This window comes from Devosia sp. 2618, assembly GCF_040546815.1.
Lineage (GTDB): Bacteria > Pseudomonadota > Alphaproteobacteria > Rhizobiales > Devosiaceae > Devosia.
This window is the reverse complement of sequence record NZ_JBEPOO010000001.1, coordinates 2418220-2439733: the sequence shown is the minus strand read 5'-3', so window position 1 is coordinate 2439733 and position 21514 is coordinate 2418220. Positions and strand designations below refer to the sequence as shown.

Below are 21514 nucleotides of genomic sequence, written 5' to 3'. Positions count from 1 at the left end.
CGTGAAGCCACCCGTACCAGCAAGTGAAATAGGCCGGGCAGCATTTCGGGGGAGTTTTTCGACCCTGTCGTGGCAAGTTTCTAGAATAATTCTCAACTTTGTGTCGGTTATCGCCATGGCGAGACTTCTCTCCCCCGAGGATATTGGCATCATCGCCATGGTCCTGGCGGTGACCGGGCTGGGTGATCTTGTTCGAGATTTTGGTCTCTCGATGGCTGCCGTTCAGGCAAAGACAATATCGGATGCCGAACGAACAAACCTCTTTTGGGCAAATGTCGCCATTTCGCTCGCGCTGTTCGCAGCGTTGCTGGTTTTGGCGCCACATTTGGCAGTTGTTTTCTCCGATGTCAGACTGACACAGGTATTGTGGCTATGCTCAAGCGTCATTCTATTCAATGGCGCGTGTGCCCAGTTTAAGGCCGACCTCAATCGGAACCTGCGCTTCGGTATTTTGGGACTGGTCGAAGCCGGATCTCAAGCTATTGGTTTATGCTTGGGCATTTTGGTCGCTTACTTAACGGGAAGCTACATGGCCCTCGTGGTCATGCTATTGGCGACTGCCATTAGTGAGTTGGCTATGGCAGCGTCGTTTGCGTCCTGGCGGCCAGGTGCGCCGGACCTAAAAGTCTCAATTACGCGCTTTGCGAAATTCGGAGCTGGTCTGGCAGGGACCCAACTGTTGGCGTATCTGGCCAAAAGGGGCGATAATGTCGTCCTCGGCTACGGCTGGGGCGCAGCAGCTGTTGGGCTTTATGACCGTGCTTACAGTCTGGTAATGGCTCCCGTCACTCAGATTTTGGTCCCATTGACCCGTGTGGCTGTTCCATTGCTGGGCCAGCTTCGCGACGATGATGATCTCTTGCTGGCTTCCCTTAAAAAGGTTCAGCTCTGCACCGCGATCTGCGCATCGTCGGCATATGGCCTGATCGGTGGGACGGCTGGTACCGTTATTCCCTGGTTGCTTGGGGAAAGTTGGACCGACACATCCATCATTGTTCAGGCAATGGTTTTTGGCGGCGTGTTCAGAACCTTCGCGCAGGTCCCGTATTGGATTTTTATTGTCAAGGGACGTACCGGGTCGCAGTTCCTATTTCATCTTTTTGCTCAACCGTTCATTATTTCAGCGATAATCATTGGGGCAATTTGGGGCGGATTTGGTATCGCATTGTCACTTAGCGTTTCATACCTTCTGGTCTGGCTGGCTCAGATGGCTTGGGTTCAAAAAGTTACGGGAGTTAAAGTAGGTGAAATAACTCTGTGTGGGTTTATATGTTTTATTGTATTTTTTATTCCAATGTACATTATACCCGTCGCTGTTATTCGAGTTTTTGGTGATGGATTTTTCGCAATTTCTATTGCCTCGGAGATATTATATTTCATTTTAGCTGCGACATTTTGGCCGGCATCAAGATCTGTGCTTGGCGAGGTGGTGGCAGTCGCCTTTAAACGGAACAAGCAGGGAAAAGAACAAGCATGACTGTTCGGGTGTCAGTGGTCATTCCGGTATACAATCAGTGGGACGGAGTTCCGCTTCTATTGGCGGCATTGATGCCCCAACTGTCAGCCGAGACCGAGGTTGTCTTGGTCGACAATGGATCTGATGACCCTCAATACCCTAAGGCCATTCCAGCAAATATTATGATCGTTTCATGTTCCACGCCCGGTTCATATGCGGCGCGAAACTTTGGCGTGTCGAAGAGTTCTGGCGAAATTCTTGTTTTCACCGATGCTGATTGTATCCCGAGAACGGATTGGCTGCGAAACATAGTTGAACGGCTAGGCCGCGACTTGAACGCAATTATTGCTGGAGAAGTGGCTATGGTCGGCGCGTCACAGGCGCCTAACCGCTTCGAAATGTACGACATTTTACGCGGAATACCTCAGAAGCGTTACGTGTCAAAGGGGTACGCCGCAACCGCGAACCTCGCGACATCGAGAGCGCTTTTTGACAAGGTGGGTGGATTTGACGCGTCGAGGAAGTCTGGGGGCGACGCGGACTTTTGCCGGAGGTCGGTGGCGGCCGGTACAGAGTTGGTTTTTTGTGCAGAAGCCGTCGTGGAGCATCCTGCGCGCTCCACGTGGGATGAGTTGGTCATAAAAACGCGTCGTATCAAGGGTGGCCAGTTGAACCATCAGCGTTCTGTCAGAAGAAAGTTGCTCGTCATTTTAAGGACGCTGTTCCCGCCGGTTCTCGCAGTCTCCAGATTTGCACGAGATGACAGGTGGCCTGTTCGGTATCGCGCTAATGCAATTGGTGTTCAACTTCAGCTTTGGTGGGTGGAGGTTGCTGAAGTCGCCCGGCTTCTGGCAGGCAAAGTCGAGGAGCGGCGCTGACGAGAGCCTAATCCCGCAACAATGAAATGCCGCATGACGAACAACAGCACTGGAATGAAGCCGCCGATCACGAGCATTATGCGAAATGGCCACCTGGGGCGTAAAGCGGCTTCCACGAATAGTGCAAAAATCAAAGACCGGCGATATAGGCTCCATTCAGAATTTTGAAATTATGAAAACACGATGAAATACAGTAAGTACAGCAGTATATCTGCTTCAAATTTTGCAGTTTTCATAATTTCTGCATTTATGACTGTGTCATGTCTCGCGATTGTTGGGCCGGAAACTCAATTTGCGTTAAATGCGGTGTTAGCGGCCATCGGTTGCTGTTGCATCTACGGAAGTGGAGTGAAGGTAAGGGCAATACATCTAACAGTAATAATGCTTCCAATTTTGTTAATTTTATTAACTTCTATTTCTATAGTCATGGATTTAGAAAGATCAATTATCGAAGATTACTTCGAAATAATTAAGTACATAGGAATTTCGTTGTTCCTCATTATTGGATTAAATGTCAAGATTGAAGTTTCTGGAAAAAAGCTTCATGCGTCCGTTCTTGTATTTTCAATATTGATAGCGTTGTTCGGTTTGGGCGTAATTTTATTTCCAAAATATTTCATTTTAATTGAAGGGTTTTATTCTCGACAGCGATTTTTCGGTAAGCCCATCACATTTTTTCATACGACATACTTTGCTGCGGCAATATATGCGCTTTTAGCAAGCTACTGGATATTTTCGGTTCGTCCCAGCGATGCTCGCTCAATGATTTTATCTGCATTTTTTTCAATCGTTTTTCTGGTGTTGATTGTATTCACCCAAAGTAGATCTGCTGTTTTTGGTGCGGCAATTCTTTCTTTGATCTTTTTAGTTCGGATATGGTGCTTCAATCGATGGCCCACTAAGGTAGTTTTAGTGGTATCTCTGGCAGTGGCGATTGGTGTTATTTGGCAATATTCTGACTACGCATCTCAAAGGCTGGGTTACCTAATTTCAGGATTCCGGAGTTATGTACTCAATTGGCATCGAAATATTGGCCGAGATAATTCGTTGGGCCTCAGGTTTGCACAGATAGAGTGGGCTCTAAACAACAACCCTTACTTATTGTGGGGAGCAGGAGTAGGTAAGGGATATTACAGGCTGCTCGAGTCTTGGCCGGCACTATACTATTATCGGTTTGGATTGATAGGAATGTTCGCCTATGTAGTTTTCTGGTCTTTTCCCATCGCAAGGTCAATCCAGCTATACGTTAGGGGATACAGGTCAGCGTCGCCGCTTTTTTGGGCAATTCCAGCCTTTATAGTGACTTTGCCATTTTTGTCGCTTTCAAGCGTTATGACGGATCAGCCTCATATGTCTGCTATTTTTTATGGCCTTTTAGGGGTGTACTATTCAAATTTCATAATTCGTGATTTGACCAATGGTTAAAGTTTCAATTGTCATGCCGGCCTATAATAGCCAAGCGTACATTTCTTCGGCGATTTCTTCCATTCAGGCGCAAACGTTCCCCGATTGGGAAATTATGATATCAGACGATGGTTCCATCGATGGAACCATAGATATCGTGAGAAAATTGCAGGCAGGTGACCCACGAATTCGCTTGCTCATGAGCGCGAAAAATGGTGGCGCTGCCAAGGCACGTAACGCGGCAATTGAGGCTGCTGCGGGGCGATACATTGCATTTCTCGACAGCGATGACCTGTGGAAGCCGAAAAAGCTCGAACGCCAGATCGCATTCATGCAGGAAAAGGATGTGGCGTTTTCGTTCTCCTCCTATGACCGCGTAGATGAGGCGGGAAGTTTAGTTAGCATCCACCGTGTTGAAAGCCCGGTCACGTACCGGAATCTTCTCAAATCCTGCGTCATCGGTTGCCTCACTGCGGTTTACGATACTCACAAGCTCGGCAAGATATATATGCCCGACATTCGCAAGCGGCAGGATTTTGCACTGTGGCTGCGCATTCTCAAAGAGGTTGATGCCGCTTACCCCCTTACTGAAAGTCTGGCGCAATATCGGGTGCGGAGCGGTTCGATATCGTCCAACAAGCTCAAAGCCGCGCAATATACTTGGTCAGTCTATCGCGATGTCGAGAAGCTGGACTTGGCGCGCTCTACCTATTATTTTGCCCACTATGCTGCCGCCGGAGTTCTGAACACCTACGTGAAGCCACTGCTGGGCTCTTGAGCCGCAGGCAAACTCACCAAGTATCACCCTCTCTGTCAGTTGAGTGCTAACATTTGCCAGCCTGCACATAGCAGCTGCGCAGATTTTGCGCCTATTTTGCTCCAGAACCGAACAAGACAGTTTTTATCGTCTTGACGAGAATGACCAGATCAAGATCAATCGAGAACCGCTTTATATAGTACAAGTCTTGGGACAGCTTGATCATCTCGTCGTCCAGATTGTGTATATGCCCGGAATTGACTTGGGCCCATCCGGTGATGCCTGGCGGAACTACGCAGCGGTAAGCGTATTTAGGCTCCATTTTGATCAGCTTTTTAGCCAGATATTCTGCCGACGGTCGAGGTCCGATCAGGCTCATGTCGCCCTTCAAGATGTTAAAACACTGCGGAATTTCGTCGATGCGCAACTTTCGTAGGATTCGGCAGCCCGGGATAATGCGCGGATCACCTGCAACGGTTGACCCGCCCGCTGTCCCTTGGAACATCGTTCTGAACTTGTACATGCGGAACGGGTGATTTCCGTAGCCACGCCTGATTTGCACAAACAATATAGGCCCAGGATCTCGGGCGTAGATATATGCGCCCGCCAGTACGGAAATGGTTATGAGCAGCGGTGAAAACAAGATCACAAAGGTGAGATCGAGATAGCGTTTGACCCGAGCGTACAATAACTGGCTTGGCGAGTAAGCGACCTGAGAAAACTCGAACTTCTGAACTCTTACGCTACCAGAAACGCGTTCGAGAAAGCTCTCGCAATTGACGATGTCGATGCCCAGAACATGCATGCGCGAGATGAACTCCGCCCACTCGGCCGTCTTGTACGAGTGATCATCGATTAGCAGTACGTCGAAATTTATCTCTGTTGGCGAGCTTTCCAGCTCCTCCGGTGTCAGGATCTGCGACCCTGGAATTTGTTCAGCAATCTGCTCCGCTCCCTCGAAGGGCATGATGCGTATTTTTTCGCCAGTTAGTAAGTGGAAGCGGTAGTTTGCGGCGCACGCAAAAAAGGTCCCTATCGCGGCGCAGGAGGCTAGGGCGCCATAGCTTATCTGCATCCGTGTAGCCGATATAACAGTGACCATGGCACAAAACAGCGCGCCATAAACCACGACAGCCGAAATGATCGGTGAGTCGTGGCGACGGAAGGCAGCCAGCACGAGCGAGTTTATGATGACCGGCAGGCCCAGAGCCGTCATCGTAATGATCACTCTTTCGGCAGGCATATCGTTGGAGCGGACGTCCGACAACAGGTAGGTCACCACCTGCAACGCGATCGATAGCACTGACGTCCATAAGAACGAGCGGAAGTGGGCAAGGTATCGATGTTGCCGAGTACGGCCTCCAAGAGACGTAACAAGGGTCAAATCCCCGCTGAGTCTTCGCCGTGCGGTACGCTCAGTTTTTCGCATGTTTCTTTCTAATTGTATTCTGGGGGCATGCCATTATATCCCGCTGAAGATAATAAGCACGTGATGTGTGACGTTATTTTTCCAACCTACTCCTTATCTGTGGAGTAGATTTTTGCCAGCGAAATATAGCTTTTGACGATCATGCGAAGCTGGTTGCATCGCATCTAAGCAGGTTGTAGTTCCACTTGAGCATTTCGATAGCTAGGTCCCTGTCGAGCTCCGAAGGCACGGGCGTCGGCACATTCCGAGCTCATGACTGCACGGACGTAAACTCTGCTTCGCGGCAGAGTGTGCTATCATGGCAGCTCCGAGCGGTTGCCCGACGGCCTATCTCTGAAAAGAAGGGGATCGTGTTGAACTGTCCGGTAATTTGCCCCAAAGCCACTTCAATAGCTACATCAAGCTTTTGGGTAGGCGTTATGGAAGAATTTGGGCTGGCATGCCCCTCACGCGTTCTGCATCGGCTTGCGGGGAGCAATATAGTGTCAATCAGTCTGCCGATCCTGAGGCCAGCGCAGGATCGCCATGCTGGTGAACTCGGTCCCGTTGTCGCTGACCACGGTGAGGGGGCGGCTGCGCCTGGCGATGATGCCGTCGAGCTGGCGTGATACCCGTTGGCCGAATAGCGATGTATCGACGACCAGCGCCAGGCCCTCCCGCGTATGGTCGTTCACCACGGTCAGCACCCGGAAGCGGCGACATCGGTGAAGGCATCGGAGACGAAGTCGAGGCTCCAGCGCTTGTTGGGCCGGTCAGGAACGAGCATAGGTCGCCGGGTGCCTAGAGCTCGCTTTCGACCGCCGCGCTTGCGCACCTGAAAGCCTCCACTCGCCATCGAGCCGCCTGAGCGTTTTGATGTTCATCGCGATCCCCTGGCGCTGCAACATCACGTGGATGCGCCGATAGCCCAACCGCGGACGCTCCGACGCCACGGACTTCATCGCTTCGCGCAGTTCCTGGTCGGCGGGCCTAGTGCTGCGATTCCGCATGCTCGATCGATCAACCTCAAGAGCTTCACACGCCCGCCGCTGGCTCACGCCATGCAGCAAGCAGGCGTGGGCCACAGCATCACGCTTCGCGTCGGGCGTCACCATTCTTTGCGGCGACATCCTTGAGGATGGCGTTGTCCAGCATTGCTTCGGCCAGCAGCTTCTTGAGCCAAGCGTTCGATCGTCCTTCAATATCTAAGGGTTCAGATCATACCAACGGCAAGCAGATAAAGTTACCCAACGCTTGCGAAGGATGTGCGCCAGAAGTTGGCCGAAAATGGTCTTGACCCGAGCCGAAAAGAAGATGCCGCTCGCCGGGAGCAACCCTATTATCGCCCGTGGTCCGAAGAACACTGGGGATTTATGACAAGCGGCTTTAACAGTACGCAGACTTCAACGCAGCAGACCTTGTGACTAAGTCTTGGGGAGGGGGGGGCGTTCGCGGCGCTGGCGAAGTCGATTTTCAAAGGCCGCGGTCAAAAAGGCAAAGCACCCGGATGGCTGGGAAAAGCGCTTGCAGATCGCAAAACGGCGTGGGCGAGTTTGGGCGTATCCGCCTTGGTGCCTGTGCTCATAGAACCGCCATGAGTTTCAATCAGCGACGCCCGGTGGAAGTGTACCTGCCTTGAACAACACCTGTGGTTCATCGTAGGTGTCGGCTTCGACGTCTACGTTGGCCGAATAGGCCCATACCCCGGTGCGCGCTGGGGCAATCCGCTCGGCAGACGCTATCGCGGCTTCGGCAGTTTTGGCCTGCTGTGGCTGATCCGGTTCAAACTTCCGGCCTTTTTGCCGAAAGCCCTGAACAAAAAACAAAGTTGGCATCACGGATCCTTTTCGATTGCCCCGCCGTGTAGCACGCCCGCAATCGCGAGGCCGACACTAATCGCGCCGTTCGGAGCCATCGCGGTGGAAAGGACCTGGTCTGGGTCTAGACGGGCGGCGGGATATCTTCGGAAACAAGCACAGTTCCGGGGTCTCGATAGTCTTCATCGTCCGGCTCGGGAGGACGCTGGAACGGTTCCTGATCGGGGTCAGCAATCGGCGCCACGTCAGGTGGCGGTGGGATATCCGTTGGCGCTGGATCGGGCGTTGGAAAGGACACGGTGCTCCTGGTGCTAGATAGTGTTCGCCGCCTCTAACGCTCACCATGTTTCTAACTAACTGATCGAGAACCGTATCACCCATGAATGGGTACAAGATTAGTGGCTACACATCGATCGTCCACAACATTGCCCACGGCCCCAATCGCCCTCATCTTGCACAGCATCAGGACCTGCGGCGAGAGCAAATAGACCGAGGTCCGCGCCTTGACCGCACCGTCGTTAGCTATGCGCGTTATGCGATCACCTTTAATGCGGTGGCCGAATCTGATCATGGTCCGGTATGTAGACTACGATTGACGTGGACGGCAGCCGCTCGCTTGGCTCGCCAAGCGCCATACCTCCTGCGGTTTCGTTTCGTCCTGATAAGCGAAGCCCTCGGTCAATGCGAGGCCTGGTTTCGCCGTCGTGCTGGTTGGGCACTGAGTGTACCGTGACGGCGGGAATAGGCGGTGGGTAACGACTGAGTGCCAAGATGCGGGAAGAAACCGGCCGGCGCCGCGGGCTAACGGTCGGTACCGACGTCGTCAGTGCCGTCTTGTGGAGGACAATGGCGGAGCGCTTCTCTACGATAGCTCACATCCTAGAACAAACTGTGCCCGTCACCAACGTGCGCCGCATCGCCAATCTCGCCCATTGAAAAAGCTGGCCGAAAAAACGCCCGTGCGGACTACGGCGCCCTCCTATCGCGGCGGAGAGATAGAAACGTCCCTCCGCAAGGTCGCGGCTGAAGCGTCGTCGGGAAGTCGAACCCCGTGTTGAGGCCCCCCTCGGGCGTGCTGCGCCATTCCACCTAAGTCAGGGATAGTCTGTCCCTGATGCGCCGTCGGCCATAAGACGCGCGCGCTAAAGGCGAGTGTTAGGCTGGACATTGTGATATAACTTCAGGCCGACGTATTTCCGTCTACGATGATCACGTCGACACCTTCGTCGGCGAGCATTTTGGCGTCGATGTCGGTGAGATTGCTGTCTGTGATCAGGGTGCTGATCCGTGAAAGCGGGATGACCGAGTGGCGGGCGCGTATGGCAAACTTGCTGGCATCGACCAGCACAACGACCTCATCGGCGCGCCTCGCCAGGTCGTCGATCAGGCGAGACATAAGCGGATGGGACTCCATAAGGCCCTCCGGCCCTATCCCTTGCGCGCTGACGAAGAATTTGGAGGCGTAGAACTCGTTTTCGGGGGCATTAGGCGTGAAGAGTACGCCGGGCTCCCGATGAAGCTCGCCACCTCCAACCACCAGGTGGCACACTCCGCTCTCCCATAGGGTCGCCGCCACTGGCATGGAATTGGTGAAAACCGTCAGCGCCCGTGTCGCGAGGAGCCGGGCAAAAATGTAGCAGGTCGTCCCGCCATTGACGATGATGGTATCACCGTCGCGGCAGAGCTTTTCGGCCTCTATGGCGATGGCTTGTTTGACCGCGACATTGAGAACCCGGTTCTCCTCGAATGGCCGCGCATGGACCCGTTCGGACTCTGCGTGTTCCGGCAAGGCTATGCCGCCAAACACTTTCCGGATCTTCCCATCCTCATGCAACTTGGCGATGTCGCGTCGCACCGTCGCCGGGGATACTGCGAGCAAATCCAGCAGGTCGCGCACCGTTGCGAAGGGGCGATGCTTGAGCGCATCGCGAATGATGCGATGGCGTTCAGCCTCACTATACACAGTCATGGTGATTATCGATCGTCATTTGTTTGTCCGAAACTGGCACGAAGTGGGATGTTCTTCAACGAGAAAGATTTCAAATAATCATCTGTTGACCATATGTCCTAATCGGTGCTTAGACTTGCTCGCAGCACTGGCAAAGCCGGGCGCAGGCCACAGGATGGTCATCAGCGAGGACAGCGGGCAAAGCCCGGTGGAGGAGATCGATGCGGATTTGGTCTTGCCGGACCTGTGGTGCATGCGCGCGCTTGGTGGCGTCGCAGACAGCTGACGGAGTGGCTACGCCATGAGCGTCATCCTCGCCCTGAGCAAGGTATCAAAATCCTTCGCGGGAATATCCGTTCTCAAGGATGTTGATTTCAACGTGCGGGCCGGTGAGGTCCACGCTCTGATGGGGGAAAATGGCGCGGGAAAATCCACGATGATCAAGGTCATTGCAGGTGTTCACGCTCCAGATTCCGGCATCATCAGTATTGGTGGTGAAGAGGCTAAAGTCCTTTCACCTAGAGAGGCGCGTCGGCTGGGCATTGCCACGGTTTATCAGGAACTGCTGCTATTCCCTGAATTGACGGTCGCCGAGAACGTCTTTCTCGGCAATGCGCCTCGTACCACATGGGGCACAATCGACTGGACGCAGATGCGCCAGCGGGCGCGCGAGCTGCTCGACTCCCTCGATAGCCCTGATCTCGATATCGATGCGAAGGTCAGCACGCTTTCTGTGGCCAATCGGCAGCGCGTGGAAATCGCCAAGGCTTTGAGCCAGGACGCAAGAGTTCTGATCATGGACGAGCCAACAGCGGCACTCGCCGATGCGGACGTCAGGCGGTTGATGGTGGTGATCAAACGGCTGCGCGAGCGGGGCGTTGGCATCATCTATGTGAGCCACAAACTTCCCGAAATTTTTGAACTGGCTGACCGCGTCAGCGTACTCCGCGACGGCGCACTCATCGGCACCCGGGCTATTGCTGAGGTGGACGAGGCAAGTCTTGTGACGATGATGGTGGGCCGCGAAATCGGCCAGCTATTCCCAAAAGTCGAACCGCAAATCGGGGAGGTCGTTCTTAAGGTATCTGGTTTGTCGTGTGGCGCCCGGGTGCAGAACATCTCGTTCGAACTGCGCCGAGGAGAGATTCTGGGCGTCGCTGGATTGGTCGGTTCGGGCCGCACCGAAATGGCCCTGACCATTTTTGGCATCACGCCGGCAACGAGCGGCGTCATCGAAATTGACGGGCACGCGGTGTCGATCACATCGCCGCGTCAGGCCCGAGACCTCGGCATTGCCTATGTGCCCGAAGACCGGGGGCTCGAAGGGCTGGTTCGCCCGATGACCATCGGTCAGAACATTTCCATGGCGTCGTTGCACCGGGTCAGCAACGGGATTTTCATCCGCGCCGAGCAGGAGACTACGCGGGCTGCCGAAGCCATCAAGCGGCTTGGGATCAGAGCGCGCGGTCCGCAGCAGGTCGTCGGCCAGCTTTCCGGCGGTAATCAGCAGAAAATCGTGCTGGGCAAATGGCTGGAAACCGAACCGCGCATCCTGATCATGGACGAGCCGACACGCGGCATCGATGTCGGCGCCAAGGCAGAAATTCACGCATTGATGGGGCGGCTCGCCGCTCAGGGCATGGCGATCCTGATGATATCAAGTGAACTTCCCGAGGTGCTTGGAATGAGCGACCGCGTTCTGGTGATCAATGGTGGGCGATTGACCGCCACTCTGGATCGGGCCGATGCCAATCCCGAAAGCGTCGGCGCGGCGATGACCCGTGTCAGCAACACTGAGGCGGCGTGATGGTTGAACCTCTCCCCAAGACCAGCGGCGTAAGGCGCAGTACGCTTGCCCGGTTTGTGTCGGGCTACGGGCAGGAGATCGTCATCTTTTGTGCGATCCTGATCCTCTTTGCCCTTGTTTCGTTGATTAATCCGCGCTTCCTAGGCGCCAACAACCTGACGACGATCTTTTCCGGCAATGCCTATATCGCGGTGGCGGCGATCGGGATGTCGATGATCATCATCACCGGCCATATCGACGTTTCGGTCGGCGCCTTGATCGGGGTGCTAGCGACGATTTCGGGCACTCTCGCAGTCGCGGGATATCCCGTCTGGGTCGCCTGGCTGGCGCCTGTCCTGGTCGGCATGTGCATCAATGCCGTGGTTGGCGTGCTGGTGGCCTATGGCCGTATTCCGTCCATTGTCGTGACTTTGGGCATGCTTTCGATCTTGCGCGGTGGTCTGGTCAGCGTCACCGGCGGCGCCTGGATCAACGACCTGCCGCCTGAGTTTCTCCTCGCCCAACAGCGGTTGCTCGGCGTGCCGGCGCCTGTAGTTGCCATGATCGTTCTCACGGCACTGGCGGCGCTTTGGATGCGCTACACTGCCACCGGACGCTCGATCTATGCCATTGGCGGTAATGCCGAAGCAGCGCGTGCCGCCGGCATCAATATCGAACGCCGGACGGTGCTGGTGTTCATGATTCACGGCGCTTTTGCGGGCCTGGCGACCATACTGTTTGCCACCCAACTCAAGATCATCCAGTCGACCGTGCCGCCCAATCTCGAGCTGACGGTGATTACCGCAGCCGTGATCGGCGGTGTCTCCATCCTGGGTGGAACCGGAACAGTCGTGGGAGCAACGCTGGCCGCCATTCTGTTTTCGGCCATCGGATCAGCGCTGATTTTCATCAACGTGTCGGCCTATTGGCTGCGAGCGGTCATCGGCCTTTTGATCCTCACTACCGTGCTGATCGACATGGCAAGACGCACCAATGAGACGCGGAGTGCCAAGCGATGAACTGGCGCAAACTTATCCGCCACGAGACTATACTGGCTGTCCTTGTAGTCGTTGCCCTCATCATTCTGGGCAACCAGTCCGACAAGTTCCTCACAGTCGACAATCTGCTCAATCAGGGTCGGCTAATGACCGAGGTTGGTCTGATCGCCATCATCATGACCTTCGTCATCGTGACCGGCGGGATCGACCTTTCGGTGGGCTCTATTCTTGGGCTCGTCGCTATTCTGCTCGGTGTGTTCTGGAAAGATCTGGGCCTGCCGCTGCCTGTGGCCATCGCGCTGGGACTGCTCGTCGGCACCCTCGCGGGCGCGGTTAACGGCCTGATCATCACCCGTTTCCGCGTTCCGCCACTGATCGCAACTCTCGCGACGCTGGCGCTCTATCGCGGTATTGCCGAAGGGATCAGCCAGGCGCGTTCGGTCCGTGGTTATCCAGACTGGTTCTTCGTACTCGGCCAAGGCCAGGTGCTGGGCGTTCCCACCCAGCTCTGGATACTGGGTATCGTGGCTCTATTGGCAACCATAGTGCTGGCCTACACGACCTGGGGGCGGGCCGCCTATGCCATCGGCTCGAACGAAACCGCCGCTCGCTTTTCGGGGCTCAAGGTCGATCTGACCAAGCTGGCGATCTATTCGGCGTCCGGTTTTGCAGCGGCACTCGCGGCGGTCATTTTCGTGTCGCGTGTGTCCACCACGCGCTCGGATATGGGAACCGGACTGGAGCTGGACGCCATCACCGCGGTGGTGCTGGGCGGCACGTCGATCTTTGGCGGGCGCGGCACGATCATCGGTACACTTCTGGGCCTGGTCTTGATCCAGACCCTAAAAAACGGGCTGTCGCTCGCGGGCATCAAGAGCGACGGCACCATTGTGCTGATCGGCGCCGCGCTGATCCTGACCATCCTTTTAACCAACATCTTTCAGCGGAACGGCAACCGATGAAAGCCACGAAAGAGTTTTTGCCGACCCAATAAGCCAAAGCGCATGAGGAGAAACGACTATGTTCCGTATCGGTATGACAGTCTTGACCACCCTTGCATTGACGACCAGCCTTGTTCACGCCCAAACGGCGTGGACCGGTGGCGATGACTTGCCTAACAATCCGCTGGCCTGCGACGCCACGGCAGCTACCCCCGCTGCCATGCCCTATGACGGTGGCGTCCCCACCAATCCGCCCGATCGCAAAGGCAAAGAGATAACGGTCGTTGATGTGCCCAAGCTCATCGGCATCGGCTATTTTGACGCCACCTCCAAGGGCATTGCCGAAGCGGCCAAAGAAATCGGCACCATGAAGGCCACCACCGACGGCCCGACCAAAGCCAATATCGATGATCAGATCACCCTGATCGACAACTACATCACCAGCGGTGTCGACGGCATTCTGTTTGCCGCCAATGACCCGGTGGCCATTGCTCCTGTGCTCAAGAAGGCACTTGCCGCTGGCATAAACGTCGTTGGATATGATGCCAACTCGGAACCAGACGCCCGCCAGTGGTTCGTCAATCAGGCCGAGTTCAACGGCATCGCCAAGTCGATGATCGATAGCCTGGCCGCCGAAACAGGCCCGGATGCGAGCTTTGCCATTGTCACATCGACCTTCACCACGCCTAATCAGGCGCGCTGGATCTCGGAAATGGGCGCCTATGCGGCCAAGTGCCATCCTGGCCTAAAGTGGCTGGAAACGGTGGAAGCGCAGGAAGACAATATCCTGTCGTTCAACCAGGCCAATACGCTCATCAACAAATATGGCGATGATCTCAAGGGCATTCTGGGCATGACCAGCGTGGCAACGCCGGCAGCCGCGGATGCCGTCACCCAGGCCGGCAAGTGTGGTTCGGTCGCAGTGGTGGGCCTCGCTACTCCAAATGCCATGAAGCCTTACGTCGAGGCGGACTGCGTCAAGTCGGTGGTTCTGTGGAACCCGGTCGATCTGGGCTATGCGGCGGCCTACGTGATCCGCGCTGCCGCGGACGGCACCCTGCAGCCCGGCGCCACCAGCGTTGCTGCTGGCAAGCTCGGCAATCTGTCGGTGATCAACGGCAGTGAAATCCTGCTCGGCGCACCATTTGTCTTCACCAAGGACAATATCGGCGACTTCAACTTCTAGGGTCTGATTGACGGACGCGATTGCGAACGACACCGGCGCGGATTGGGTTCGACCCAACTGCGCCGGCCACCCCGTACACTGAGGAGGTCGGCATGAAGGGTTTTGGTGCGCATACCAGCGTTTGGGCGATGGTCTGGACTCCAGATAGCGCCGAGCGTGCCGTTGCCGAGGCCCTTCGACACAAGCTCGATTTCATCGAAATAGCCATGCCCGAGCCGAGCATCATCGATGTCGCGCATACGCGTGCCTTGCTGGAAAAACACCACCTTGCCTCGGTCTGCTCGCTGGGCCTACCCGAGCGGGCTTGGGCTTCTGTGCGGCCAGAAGCGGCTATGGAGTTTTTGGACGTCGCCATCGACAAGACGGCCGATATCGGCGCTCAGGCGCTTTCCGGCGTTATCTTCGGTGGTATTGGCCAGCGCACTGGCCTTCCGCCCACCGAAGCGGAATATGACAATATTACGCGGGTGATGCAGCACTCCGCCCGTCGCGCAAAGTCGAGGGGCATTCAGCTCGGTATCGAGCCGGTCAACCGCTACGAAAATCACCTGATCAATACCGGTTGGCAGGCGGTGCAGATGATCGAACGCGTGGGCGCCGAGAATGTCTTTGTTCACCTCGATACCTATCACATGAATATCGAGGAAAGGGGCATTGCGAACGGTATCCTGGCAGCGCGTGAGCACCTCAAATACATCCACCTTTCCGAGAGCGATCGCGGCACACCTGGCTACGGTACGTGTGGGTGGGATGAAATCTTCGCGGCGTTGGCCGCCATCCAGTTTGACGGCGGACTTGCGATGGAAAGCTTCATCAACATGCCGCCCGAGTTTGCCTATGGCTTGGCAGTGTGGCGACCGGTTGCTGAGAACGTGGAAGAAGTCATGAGCAAGGGACTGCCGTTCCTGCGCAATAAAGCCCAGCAATACGGCCTTATCTAAGAGAACACAGCCATGTCCTTTGCAGGCAGAACAGCAATCGTAACCGGTGCCGGCAAGGGCATAGGTCGGGCCATAACTGAGATGCTGGTGGCGCGTGGGGCCCGGGTCTATGCCTTGTCGCGCAGCCCGCTCGAGCTTGATACGCCAGCGAATCCAGCCATCATACCTGTACTGGTCGATCTCGCTGATATTGAGGCGACCCGTACCGCAACTCTTGCCGCGCTGCCCGCTGACTTCCTGGTCAATTGTGCCGGCATCAACATTCTTGAGTCATTCCTCGACACCAGCCCCGAGAGCTTTGATCAGGTGCAGGCCATCAATGTTCGTGCGCCGCTGATTGTCTCGCAGCTCTATGCCAGCAGCCGCATTGCAGCCGGGCTGGGTGGGGCCATCGTCAATATCTCGAGCATATCGGCCTTCAACGGCTTCACCGACCACGCATCCTACTGCGCGTCCAAGGGCGCACTAGACGCTTTGACACGCGTGATGGCCAACGAGTTGGGCCCCCATGGCATCCGGGTCAACGCCATCAATCCAGGCGTTACCCTGACGGCCCTCGCCGCCGAAGCATGGAGCGATCCTCAAAAATCCGGCCCAATGCTATCCCGCACGCCACTCGGCCGATTTGCCGTACCCGACGACGTCGCCGAAGCGGTACTTTTCCTCCTCAGCGACGCCGCCGCAATGATCAACGGCATCAGCCTGCCGGTGGATGGTGGCTTTCAGGCGGTTTGAGAACTTCGTTGTTGGAGTCCGGGAGGGAACCACCGAGCGTTATCCAGATTTGGGAGTAACGCCGGGCGCTGTGTCGACACTAAACTCCCGTGATCATCGAGACGATTTCGTTTTTGTCGGTTTTGGCGGTCTCACGGATGCCGATTTGTTTGCCGCGGCGCAGGACGCAGATGCGGTCGGACAGGCGGAAGACCTGATCAAGGCTGTGACTGACGATCAGGATGCCGATATTGCGGGAGCGGAGGGCCGCCACAGTCTTTTCGGCTTTTGCCGTCTCGGCAACGCCGAGCGCTGCCGTCGGTTCGTCGAGCAGGATGAGCTTGCGGGCCCAGTGGGTCGCGCGGGCGATGGCGATGCCCTGGCGCTGGCCACCAGACAAGTCGCGAATGGTGGCGTGTGCCGATGGGATGCGCACGTCGAGTTCTTCGACCAATCGTTCGGTTTCCGAAATCATCGCCTTGCGGTCGAGCATCTTGAACGGTCCGCGGGTCATTTCGCGGCCGAGGAAGAGATTCATATAGACCTGCTGCTGATCAGCGAGAGCCAGATCTTGGTAGACGACCTCAATGCCATGCTCGCGCGCCTTGGTGGCGCTGGACATGGAAATTGGGGCGCCATCGAGCAGGATGTTGCCCGTGGTGGGCGCGTGTACGCCCGAGATGATCTTGATCAGGGTCGATTTACCGGCGCCATTGTCGCCGACTAGGGCAACGATTTCGCCCGCACGGACGTCGAGCGAGAAGTCCTCGACGGCGACGATGCCACCAAAGGCCTTGTGGATATTTTGGAGTTCAAGCACCGGAGCGCTGCGAGTGTCGAGCATGTGTGCCTCCTAAACCGGCCAGTTTGCGGTGTCGCCGAAGCTGTTTTCGATGCTTTCGACCTTGGGATTGCCACTCGAAATGCCCGAGACGCCGACGACATAGGCGCGGGTGACAAAAGCCTGCCCCCGAAAGCCGAAGACGACAGTGTCGCCGGGACGCGGCGGGCGGTTCGTCGTGGCGTCGATCATGGCGTAATAGTCGATGGCTGATGGCGGCGGGATTTCCACCTCCAGCAGCGCATCGGCTCGGGTAGTCGGCTCGGCCGATACCAGCGCCTTGACCGGATAGTCGGGGAAAATCGGGTCAATATAGAAACCACCGCCGAAGCAATAGGCCTTGCCGCCGGAGAGGTGCGAGACCTCGGTGAGATAGAGCACGGCGGGCAATTCGGGCAGGTCTTCAACGACATGCAGGGCCGTGGTGCCATGCAGGCCATTGCCAGGTTCGCACTGAGTGGCGCCCGCTTCGGCCAGACCTTGCAGCAGCACCGATGAGGTGGTGCCCGGTGCATTGATCTCGAGGTCGGTACGGCCAGCTTTGCGCAGGGCGTCAGCGGCGCGAGCCAGTGTCGCCAGGTTCGGCGTCGGCTTGACCTTGCGCGTGGCATGGTCGAACAGCAGGGCAGGGAAGGTGGTAATACCGGCAAAGCGCCCACCTTCGATGCGATCCAAGCTGTCGGCTACCGCAGCGATGTCGGCGGCGTCGAACCCACCCTCATGGCCGCGATAGAAGGTGTCACCATCGGCCTTGATGCGGGCCAGAAGGTTTTGGCGATAACCGGCTTTGTGAGCAGCGCCAGCGGCCTCGTTGGCCTTTTCGGCGTTGAACACGGTCCAGTAGTCGGGGCGGAAAGTGCGGGCGGCAGCGTCGGCCTCGGCGCGAGCGACTTGCGACAGATGCCCCAGATGGCCGACAGGCATGCCTGCGCGATGGGTGGCGCGAGCACAGGCCATATCGACGGCGACGGACTTCTCAATGCCACCACGCTGTACAGCTTGGCAGAAGCTCGACGAGCGGCCGGCCTGCTTAGTCATGGCAAAGATCTTGAGACCATTGCGGTCCGCTTCTGTCTTGAGCGTGCGGGCATTGGCCTCCACGGCATCAAGGTCGAGCACATAGGAATTGGCCGGAATTGCGCCTTGCTGGTGCAGGGCCATGGCGGCTTCGATGAAGCGCGGATTGCGGCGGCGCAGGACGTCGAGAAACATCTGAAACTCCTCCTCAGCGGCTTTTCTCGCGCAGCGACACGGCGACTGCAGCGAGGATAATAAGACCGCGAACGATCATCTGATCGGAAACCGAAAGCCCCATCAGGATGAGACCATTGTTGAGCATGCCCATCAGCAGCGAACCAAACAGCGCGCCGATGATCGAGCCCTTGCCGCCATTGAGCAGTGTGCCGCCGACGATAACGGCCGCGATGACGGTCATCAGGTCAGTTTCGCCCAGCGTGTATTTGGCGGCCTGCAGGCGACCGTCATAGAGCAGCCCCGCAAGGCCTGCGAGACCGCCGCTGATCATGAAGACCCACAGCCGAACGCGTGGCACTTTGATGCCGCTGACCTGCGCAGCACGGGCATTGTCGCCGGTAGCGAGCACATGGGCGCCGAACCGGGTCTGGCGATAAAAGAAATGGCCGACAGCGACCGCGACAACGGTCCAGATCACTAGGGACGGGACACCAAAGATATTCCCTGAGCCGAAAATACCGGTGAACAGTGGGTCGGTGACCGGAATGGAGCGCAATTGCGTCAGCGAGCGCGCCACGCCGGCGATCAGCCCCATGGTGGCGAGCGTCACCAGGAATGACGGCAACCGCATCCAGGCGACTAGTGCGCCATTGATGGCTCCGATCACTAGGCCCGCGCCAATGCCCGCGGCGATGCCGACCGGCAGCGCAACGTCAGGCAGAGCGGCCATTGCCATCGCCGCGCATAGCGCCGAGACGGCGACGGTCGAGCCAAAGGATAGGTCGATCTCGCCCGCCGAAAGAACGAACACCAGGCCTATGGCCATGACGGTCGCGGGCGCAGTCTGCAGGACGATGTTGATCAGGTTGCGCTGGGTCAGAAATCCGCTGTCGCGCAGCACGATGGCAAAGAACAGGAAGATCGCCAGAAAGCCGACATAAACGACATACTGCTGGAAGTTCAACCTCGTAAGCAGCGTCTTGATCGGGCTGGCCTTGGGCGCGGTGGTGCTGGGCGCAGACATGGCGGTCCTTTGTAGGAATGGAGGGCGGGCAGGACATGGCGTCCCGCCCGGCCTGCGTGAACTTACTGTGCGTTCAGTACTGAAGCAGGCGCGTCGTGATGCAGCGACTGCTGCCAGCCTTCGGCGACATTGTCGGCAGTGACGATAACGGCGTCGACCACGAGGAAAGGCGCAACGTCCTTACCGAGCAGGCTAGCGGCACCGGCACGGGCGGCATAAACGCCAATGTTGTACGCCTCGTCGGCGATGAGGGCGGAGATGCTGCCACCCTGGACCATGTCGAGACCGGCTGGTTCGTTGAGGTCGATGGTGACGATCTTGACGTCCGAACGGTCGAGCTGGCGCAGTACCGACAGGACACCGGTCGCTGGCTCTGCCCATGGGACATAGAGCGCGTCGATGTCCGGGTTCTGCAGCAGCATTGCGCTGGCGATGTCTTCGATGCGCGCAGGGTCGGCCATGCCGGCTTCTGCGACGATCCCAATGCCATCATACTTGTTCTCGATCATCCACTTGAAGGCGGAGTCACGCAAATTGGTCACATGGAAATCGGCATCGTGGAAGATGTAGCCGATCTTGCCTTCGCCACCGAGCGCGGCAGCCATGGCTTCTGAGGTCTTTTCGCCGATACCGACCAGATCGGCCGACACGGTGGTCACATAGTCGGTGCCCTGAGTGAGGCCAGCTGCGGCATTGTCGATGAAGACGATCTTTGCGCCGCCCTGCAATGCAGCAGCGTAAGTGCTTGCACCGGCTGCAGGATCAACCGGCAGTGAGATCAGGATAGACGGCGAAAGCGCCATCGAGGTTTCGACATTGGCCTGCTGGCGGGCGGAGTCAAAACCGGCAGTGGTTTCGGCAACAACCTTGATGCCAAGGCGGTCGAACTCGTCCTTGGCGCCTTGGGCCACGGCCCCGGACCAGTCATAGAGCTCGTGCCAGGCGAAGGCAGCTGTGTAGCTGCCTTGCCGGATTTGCTCGACTTCCGCATCGCTCAACTCAAGTTCAGCGACTGGCGTTGCGGCCTCACCATTGGGGCCCACCGTGATAGGCTCCTGTGCATAGGCAACTGCCGGCAAAAGGGCGGCGATCAGGCCAATGGAACAAAGAGTTGGGAAACGCATGGTCATTTTAGTCCTCTTCTAAAATTTGACGTTACTTGGCCAGAACACTGGCCGGGGCGTCGCGGTGCAGCGACTGCTGCCAGCCTTCGGCAACGTTGGCGGCGGTGACGGTCAGGGCAGGGGCGACAATGAAGGCAGGGACATCTTCGCCCAGCAGACCTTTCAGACCCGCAGCAGCCATGGCACGACCAAGTTCGTAGGCTTCGTCTGCCACCAGGCCCACGACATTGCCGCCGCGCACCATGTCGAGCGCAACTGGCTCGGACAGGTCGAGCGTCACGATCTTGGTTTCGGTGTTGCCGGCTGCGCGCAGCGCCGACAGGACGCCGTCCGCAGGCTCGGCCCAGGTCACATAGATGCCGTTCAGGTCGGGGTTCTGCAGCAGCATCGCGCTGGCCAGTTCCTCGGCACGCGCCGGATCGGTGATGCCCTGTTCAGCGACGATTTCGATATTGGGATAGTCGCTTTCGATAACGCTCTTGAAGGCGTTGTCGCGCTGGTTGGTTACGTAATAGTCGGCGTCGTGGAAGATCCAGCCGACTGTGCCCTTGTCACCAATGGCAGCAGCCAGCGTATCGGCAGCCTGCTTGCCCATCTGGTAGAGATCGTCGGTGACGATGGCTGCATAGTCGGTACCATGCACATAACCGGCTGGCAGGTTGGACAGGAACACCAGCTCGACGCCGTCGGTGATGGCCTGGCGGAATGCCTCTGCCGAGGTCACTGGATCGACAGGAAGCGACAGGATGACATTGGGACCGGCTACGAGCGCGGTTTCGATGTCGGAGCGCTGCTTGGCGGCGTCAAAGCCAGCATCAGTGGTTGCGACAACTTCAACGCCGGCGCGAGCGAACTCGTCAGCGGCACCAGCCGAAACGGCGTTCACGAAATCCGACGAGGTATGCCAGAGCAGCGCGGCCTTGTAGCCCTTGCCCTGGAGCGCGGCGATATCGGCGTCGGACAGAACGACATCCGCGCTCGGCGTTGCCGTTTCCCCGTTTGGTCCAACGGTCTGGGCCAGAGCGGCAGAACTCATTAGTGTGCTCGCCAAAAGGGCGGCCAGAATTGTCTTGGTATACATGCACGATCTCCCTTGA

At 57.0% G+C, this 21514-nt stretch carries 20 protein-coding genes and 1 pseudogene; 11 read left to right on the top strand and 10 right to left on the bottom strand.

Going from position 1 to position 21514, the window contains the following annotated elements:
• Position 1 precedes the first annotated feature (1 nt).
• The 4 genes from ABIE28_RS12280 to ABIE28_RS12265 all read left to right on the top strand — a co-directional run bounded on the left by ABIE28_RS12280 (position 2) and on the right by ABIE28_RS12265 (position 4516).
• Positions 2–1477: an oligosaccharide flippase family protein gene (locus tag ABIE28_RS12280; RefSeq protein WP_354063317.1), complete on the top strand. Its 1476-nt coding sequence runs from the start codon at positions 2–4 to the stop codon at positions 1475–1477.
• Positions 1474–2334, top strand: coding sequence for a glycosyltransferase family 2 protein (locus ABIE28_RS12275; protein ID WP_354063315.1), 861 nt, complete (start codon positions 1474–1476; stop codon positions 2332–2334). The genes ABIE28_RS12280 and ABIE28_RS12275 overlap by 4 nt, the downstream gene beginning before the upstream one ends.
• A 183-nt stretch (positions 2335–2517) precedes the next feature.
• On the top strand, positions 2518–3759 hold the full coding sequence (locus ABIE28_RS12270) for an O-antigen ligase family protein (RefSeq protein ID WP_354063313.1): 1242 nt from the start codon (positions 2518–2520) through the stop codon (positions 3757–3759).
• Positions 3752–4516 (top strand): glycosyltransferase family 2 protein, encoded by a 765-nt coding sequence (locus tag ABIE28_RS12265; RefSeq protein WP_354063311.1) that lies wholly within the window; start codon positions 3752–3754, stop codon positions 4514–4516. Before ABIE28_RS12270 ends, ABIE28_RS12265 begins: the two co-directional genes overlap by 8 nt.
• Positions 4517–4607: 91 nt before the next feature.
• Here ABIE28_RS12265 and ABIE28_RS12260 read toward each other — a convergent pair whose 3' ends face one another.
• The 5 genes and pseudogenes from ABIE28_RS12260 to ABIE28_RS12240 all read right to left on the bottom strand — a co-directional run bounded on the left by ABIE28_RS12260 (position 4608) and on the right by ABIE28_RS12240 (position 9689).
• Entirely contained in the window at positions 4608–5762 is a 1155-nt protein-coding gene (locus ABIE28_RS12260) for a sugar transferase (RefSeq protein WP_354063309.1), read from the bottom strand.
• A gap of 650 nt (positions 5763–6412) precedes the next feature.
• Positions 6413–7091 (bottom strand): annotated as a pseudogene (locus tag ABIE28_RS12255) (DDE-type integrase/transposase/recombinase); the annotation flags it as partial.
• 413 nt (positions 7092–7504) lie between these two features.
• Complete coding sequence (locus tag ABIE28_RS12250) at positions 7505–7738, bottom strand: hypothetical protein (protein ID WP_354063308.1); 234 nt, start codon at positions 7736–7738, stop codon at positions 7505–7507.
• Positions 7739–7844: 106 nt separating this feature from the next.
• The gene (locus tag ABIE28_RS12245; RefSeq protein ID WP_354063306.1) at positions 7845–8018 is read right to left on the bottom strand and encodes a hypothetical protein; all 174 of its coding nucleotides are present in this window, start codon (positions 8016–8018) and stop codon (positions 7845–7847) included.
• An 882-nt stretch (positions 8019–8900) separates the two neighbouring features.
• Positions 8901–9689: a DeoR/GlpR family DNA-binding transcription regulator gene (locus ABIE28_RS12240; RefSeq protein ID WP_354063304.1), complete on the bottom strand. Its 789-nt coding sequence runs from the start codon at positions 9687–9689 to the stop codon at positions 8901–8903.
• A 115-nt stretch (positions 9690–9804) separates the two neighbouring features.
• On the opposite strand from ABIE28_RS12240, the gene ABIE28_RS12235 reads away from it, so the two are divergent.
• From ABIE28_RS12235 to ABIE28_RS12205, 7 genes are all read left to right on the top strand, one after another.
• Positions 9805–9954 (top strand): hypothetical protein, encoded by a 150-nt coding sequence (locus ABIE28_RS12235; protein WP_354063302.1) that lies wholly within the window; start codon positions 9805–9807, stop codon positions 9952–9954.
• 15 nt (positions 9955–9969) lie between these two features.
• Positions 9970–11475: a sugar ABC transporter ATP-binding protein gene (locus ABIE28_RS12230; protein ID WP_354063300.1), complete on the top strand. Its 1506-nt coding sequence runs from the start codon at positions 9970–9972 to the stop codon at positions 11473–11475.
• On the top strand, positions 11475–12473 hold the full coding sequence (locus tag ABIE28_RS12225; RefSeq protein WP_354063298.1) for an ABC transporter permease: 999 nt from the start codon (positions 11475–11477) through the stop codon (positions 12471–12473). Before ABIE28_RS12230 ends, ABIE28_RS12225 begins: the two co-directional genes overlap by 1 nt.
• Positions 12470–13414 carry an ABC transporter permease gene (locus ABIE28_RS12220; protein WP_354063296.1) on the top strand — a complete coding sequence of 315 codons (945 nt, stop codon included), beginning with the start codon at positions 12470–12472 and terminating at the stop codon, positions 13412–13414. The genes ABIE28_RS12225 and ABIE28_RS12220 overlap by 4 nt, the downstream gene beginning before the upstream one ends.
• Positions 13415–13487: 73 nt before the next feature.
• Positions 13488–14579 carry an autoinducer 2 ABC transporter substrate-binding protein gene (locus tag ABIE28_RS12215; RefSeq protein ID WP_354066445.1) on the top strand — a complete coding sequence of 364 codons (1092 nt, stop codon included), beginning with the start codon at positions 13488–13490 and terminating at the stop codon, positions 14577–14579.
• 92 nt (positions 14580–14671) lie between these two features.
• Positions 14672–15520, top strand: coding sequence for a sugar phosphate isomerase/epimerase family protein (locus ABIE28_RS12210; protein WP_354063294.1), 849 nt, complete (start codon positions 14672–14674; stop codon positions 15518–15520).
• A gap of 12 nt (positions 15521–15532) precedes the next feature.
• A complete protein-coding gene (locus tag ABIE28_RS12205) occupies positions 15533–16255 on the top strand; it encodes an SDR family oxidoreductase (protein WP_354063292.1) in 723 nt (240 codons plus the stop codon).
• A gap of 79 nt (positions 16256–16334) precedes the next feature.
• On the opposite strand, the gene ABIE28_RS12200 is transcribed toward ABIE28_RS12205, so the two are convergent.
• The 5 genes from ABIE28_RS12200 to ABIE28_RS12180 all read right to left on the bottom strand — a co-directional run bounded on the left by ABIE28_RS12200 (position 16335) and on the right by ABIE28_RS12180 (position 21498).
• On the bottom strand, positions 16335–17078 hold the full coding sequence (locus tag ABIE28_RS12200; protein WP_354063290.1) for an ATP-binding cassette domain-containing protein: 744 nt from the start codon (positions 17076–17078) through the stop codon (positions 16335–16337).
• Positions 17079–17087: 9 nt separating this feature from the next.
• Positions 17088–18287: an alanine racemase gene (locus ABIE28_RS12195; protein ID WP_354063288.1), complete on the bottom strand. Its 1200-nt coding sequence runs from the start codon at positions 18285–18287 to the stop codon at positions 17088–17090.
• A 13-nt stretch (positions 18288–18300) separates the two neighbouring features.
• Complete coding sequence (locus tag ABIE28_RS12190; RefSeq protein ID WP_354063286.1) at positions 18301–19293, bottom strand: ABC transporter permease; 993 nt, start codon at positions 19291–19293, stop codon at positions 18301–18303.
• Positions 19294–19355: 62 nt separating this feature from the next.
• Positions 19356–20423, bottom strand: coding sequence for a substrate-binding domain-containing protein (locus tag ABIE28_RS12185; protein ID WP_354063284.1), 1068 nt, complete (start codon positions 20421–20423; stop codon positions 19356–19358).
• Positions 20424–20448: 25 nt separating this feature from the next.
• Positions 20449–21498 (bottom strand): substrate-binding domain-containing protein, encoded by a 1050-nt coding sequence (locus tag ABIE28_RS12180; protein ID WP_354063282.1) that lies wholly within the window; start codon positions 21496–21498, stop codon positions 20449–20451.
• Between the last annotated feature and the right edge of the window lie 16 nt (positions 21499–21514).

What these genes read in the sequence shown, in the direction of transcription:
- ABIE28_RS12210 (WP_354063294.1), top strand. Translation starts at nt 14,672, where the DNA reads ATGAAGGGTTTTGGTGCGCATACCAGCGTTTGGGCGATGGTCTGGACT.
- ABIE28_RS12205 (WP_354063292.1), top strand. Translation starts at nt 15,533, where the DNA reads ATGTCCTTTGCAGGCAGAACAGCAATCGTAACCGGTGCCGGCAAGGGC.
- ABIE28_RS12190 (WP_354063286.1), bottom strand. Translation starts at nt 19,293, where the DNA reads ATGTCTGCGCCCAGCACCACCGCGCCCAAGGCCAGCCCGATCAAGACG.
- ABIE28_RS12250 (WP_354063308.1), bottom strand. Translation starts at nt 7,738, where the DNA reads ATGCCAACTTTGTTTTTTGTTCAGGGCTTTCGGCAAAAAGGCCGGAAG.
- ABIE28_RS12225 (WP_354063298.1), top strand. Translation starts at nt 11,475, where the DNA reads ATGGTTGAACCTCTCCCCAAGACCAGCGGCGTAAGGCGCAGTACGCTT.
- ABIE28_RS12265 (WP_354063311.1), top strand. Translation starts at nt 3,752, where the DNA reads ATGGTTAAAGTTTCAATTGTCATGCCGGCCTATAATAGCCAAGCGTAC.
- ABIE28_RS12275 (WP_354063315.1), top strand. Translation starts at nt 1,474, where the DNA reads ATGACTGTTCGGGTGTCAGTGGTCATTCCGGTATACAATCAGTGGGAC.
- ABIE28_RS12200 (WP_354063290.1), bottom strand. Translation starts at nt 17,078, where the DNA reads ATGCTCGACACTCGCAGCGCTCCGGTGCTTGAACTCCAAAATATCCAC.
- ABIE28_RS12230 (WP_354063300.1), top strand. Translation starts at nt 9,970, where the DNA reads ATGAGCGTCATCCTCGCCCTGAGCAAGGTATCAAAATCCTTCGCGGGA.
- ABIE28_RS12220 (WP_354063296.1), top strand. Translation starts at nt 12,470, where the DNA reads ATGAACTGGCGCAAACTTATCCGCCACGAGACTATACTGGCTGTCCTT.
- ABIE28_RS12270 (WP_354063313.1), top strand. Translation starts at nt 2,518, where the DNA reads ATGAAATACAGTAAGTACAGCAGTATATCTGCTTCAAATTTTGCAGTT.
- ABIE28_RS12240 (WP_354063304.1), bottom strand. Translation starts at nt 9,689, where the DNA reads ATGACTGTGTATAGTGAGGCTGAACGCCATCGCATCATTCGCGATGCG.
- ABIE28_RS12195 (WP_354063288.1), bottom strand. Translation starts at nt 18,287, where the DNA reads ATGTTTCTCGACGTCCTGCGCCGCCGCAATCCGCGCTTCATCGAAGCC.
- ABIE28_RS12215 (WP_354066445.1), top strand. Translation starts at nt 13,488, where the DNA reads ATGACAGTCTTGACCACCCTTGCATTGACGACCAGCCTTGTTCACGCC.
- ABIE28_RS12180 (WP_354063282.1), bottom strand. Translation starts at nt 21,498, where the DNA reads ATGTATACCAAGACAATTCTGGCCGCCCTTTTGGCGAGCACACTAATG.
- ABIE28_RS12185 (WP_354063284.1), bottom strand. Translation starts at nt 20,423, where the DNA reads ATGACCATGCGTTTCCCAACTCTTTGTTCCATTGGCCTGATCGCCGCC.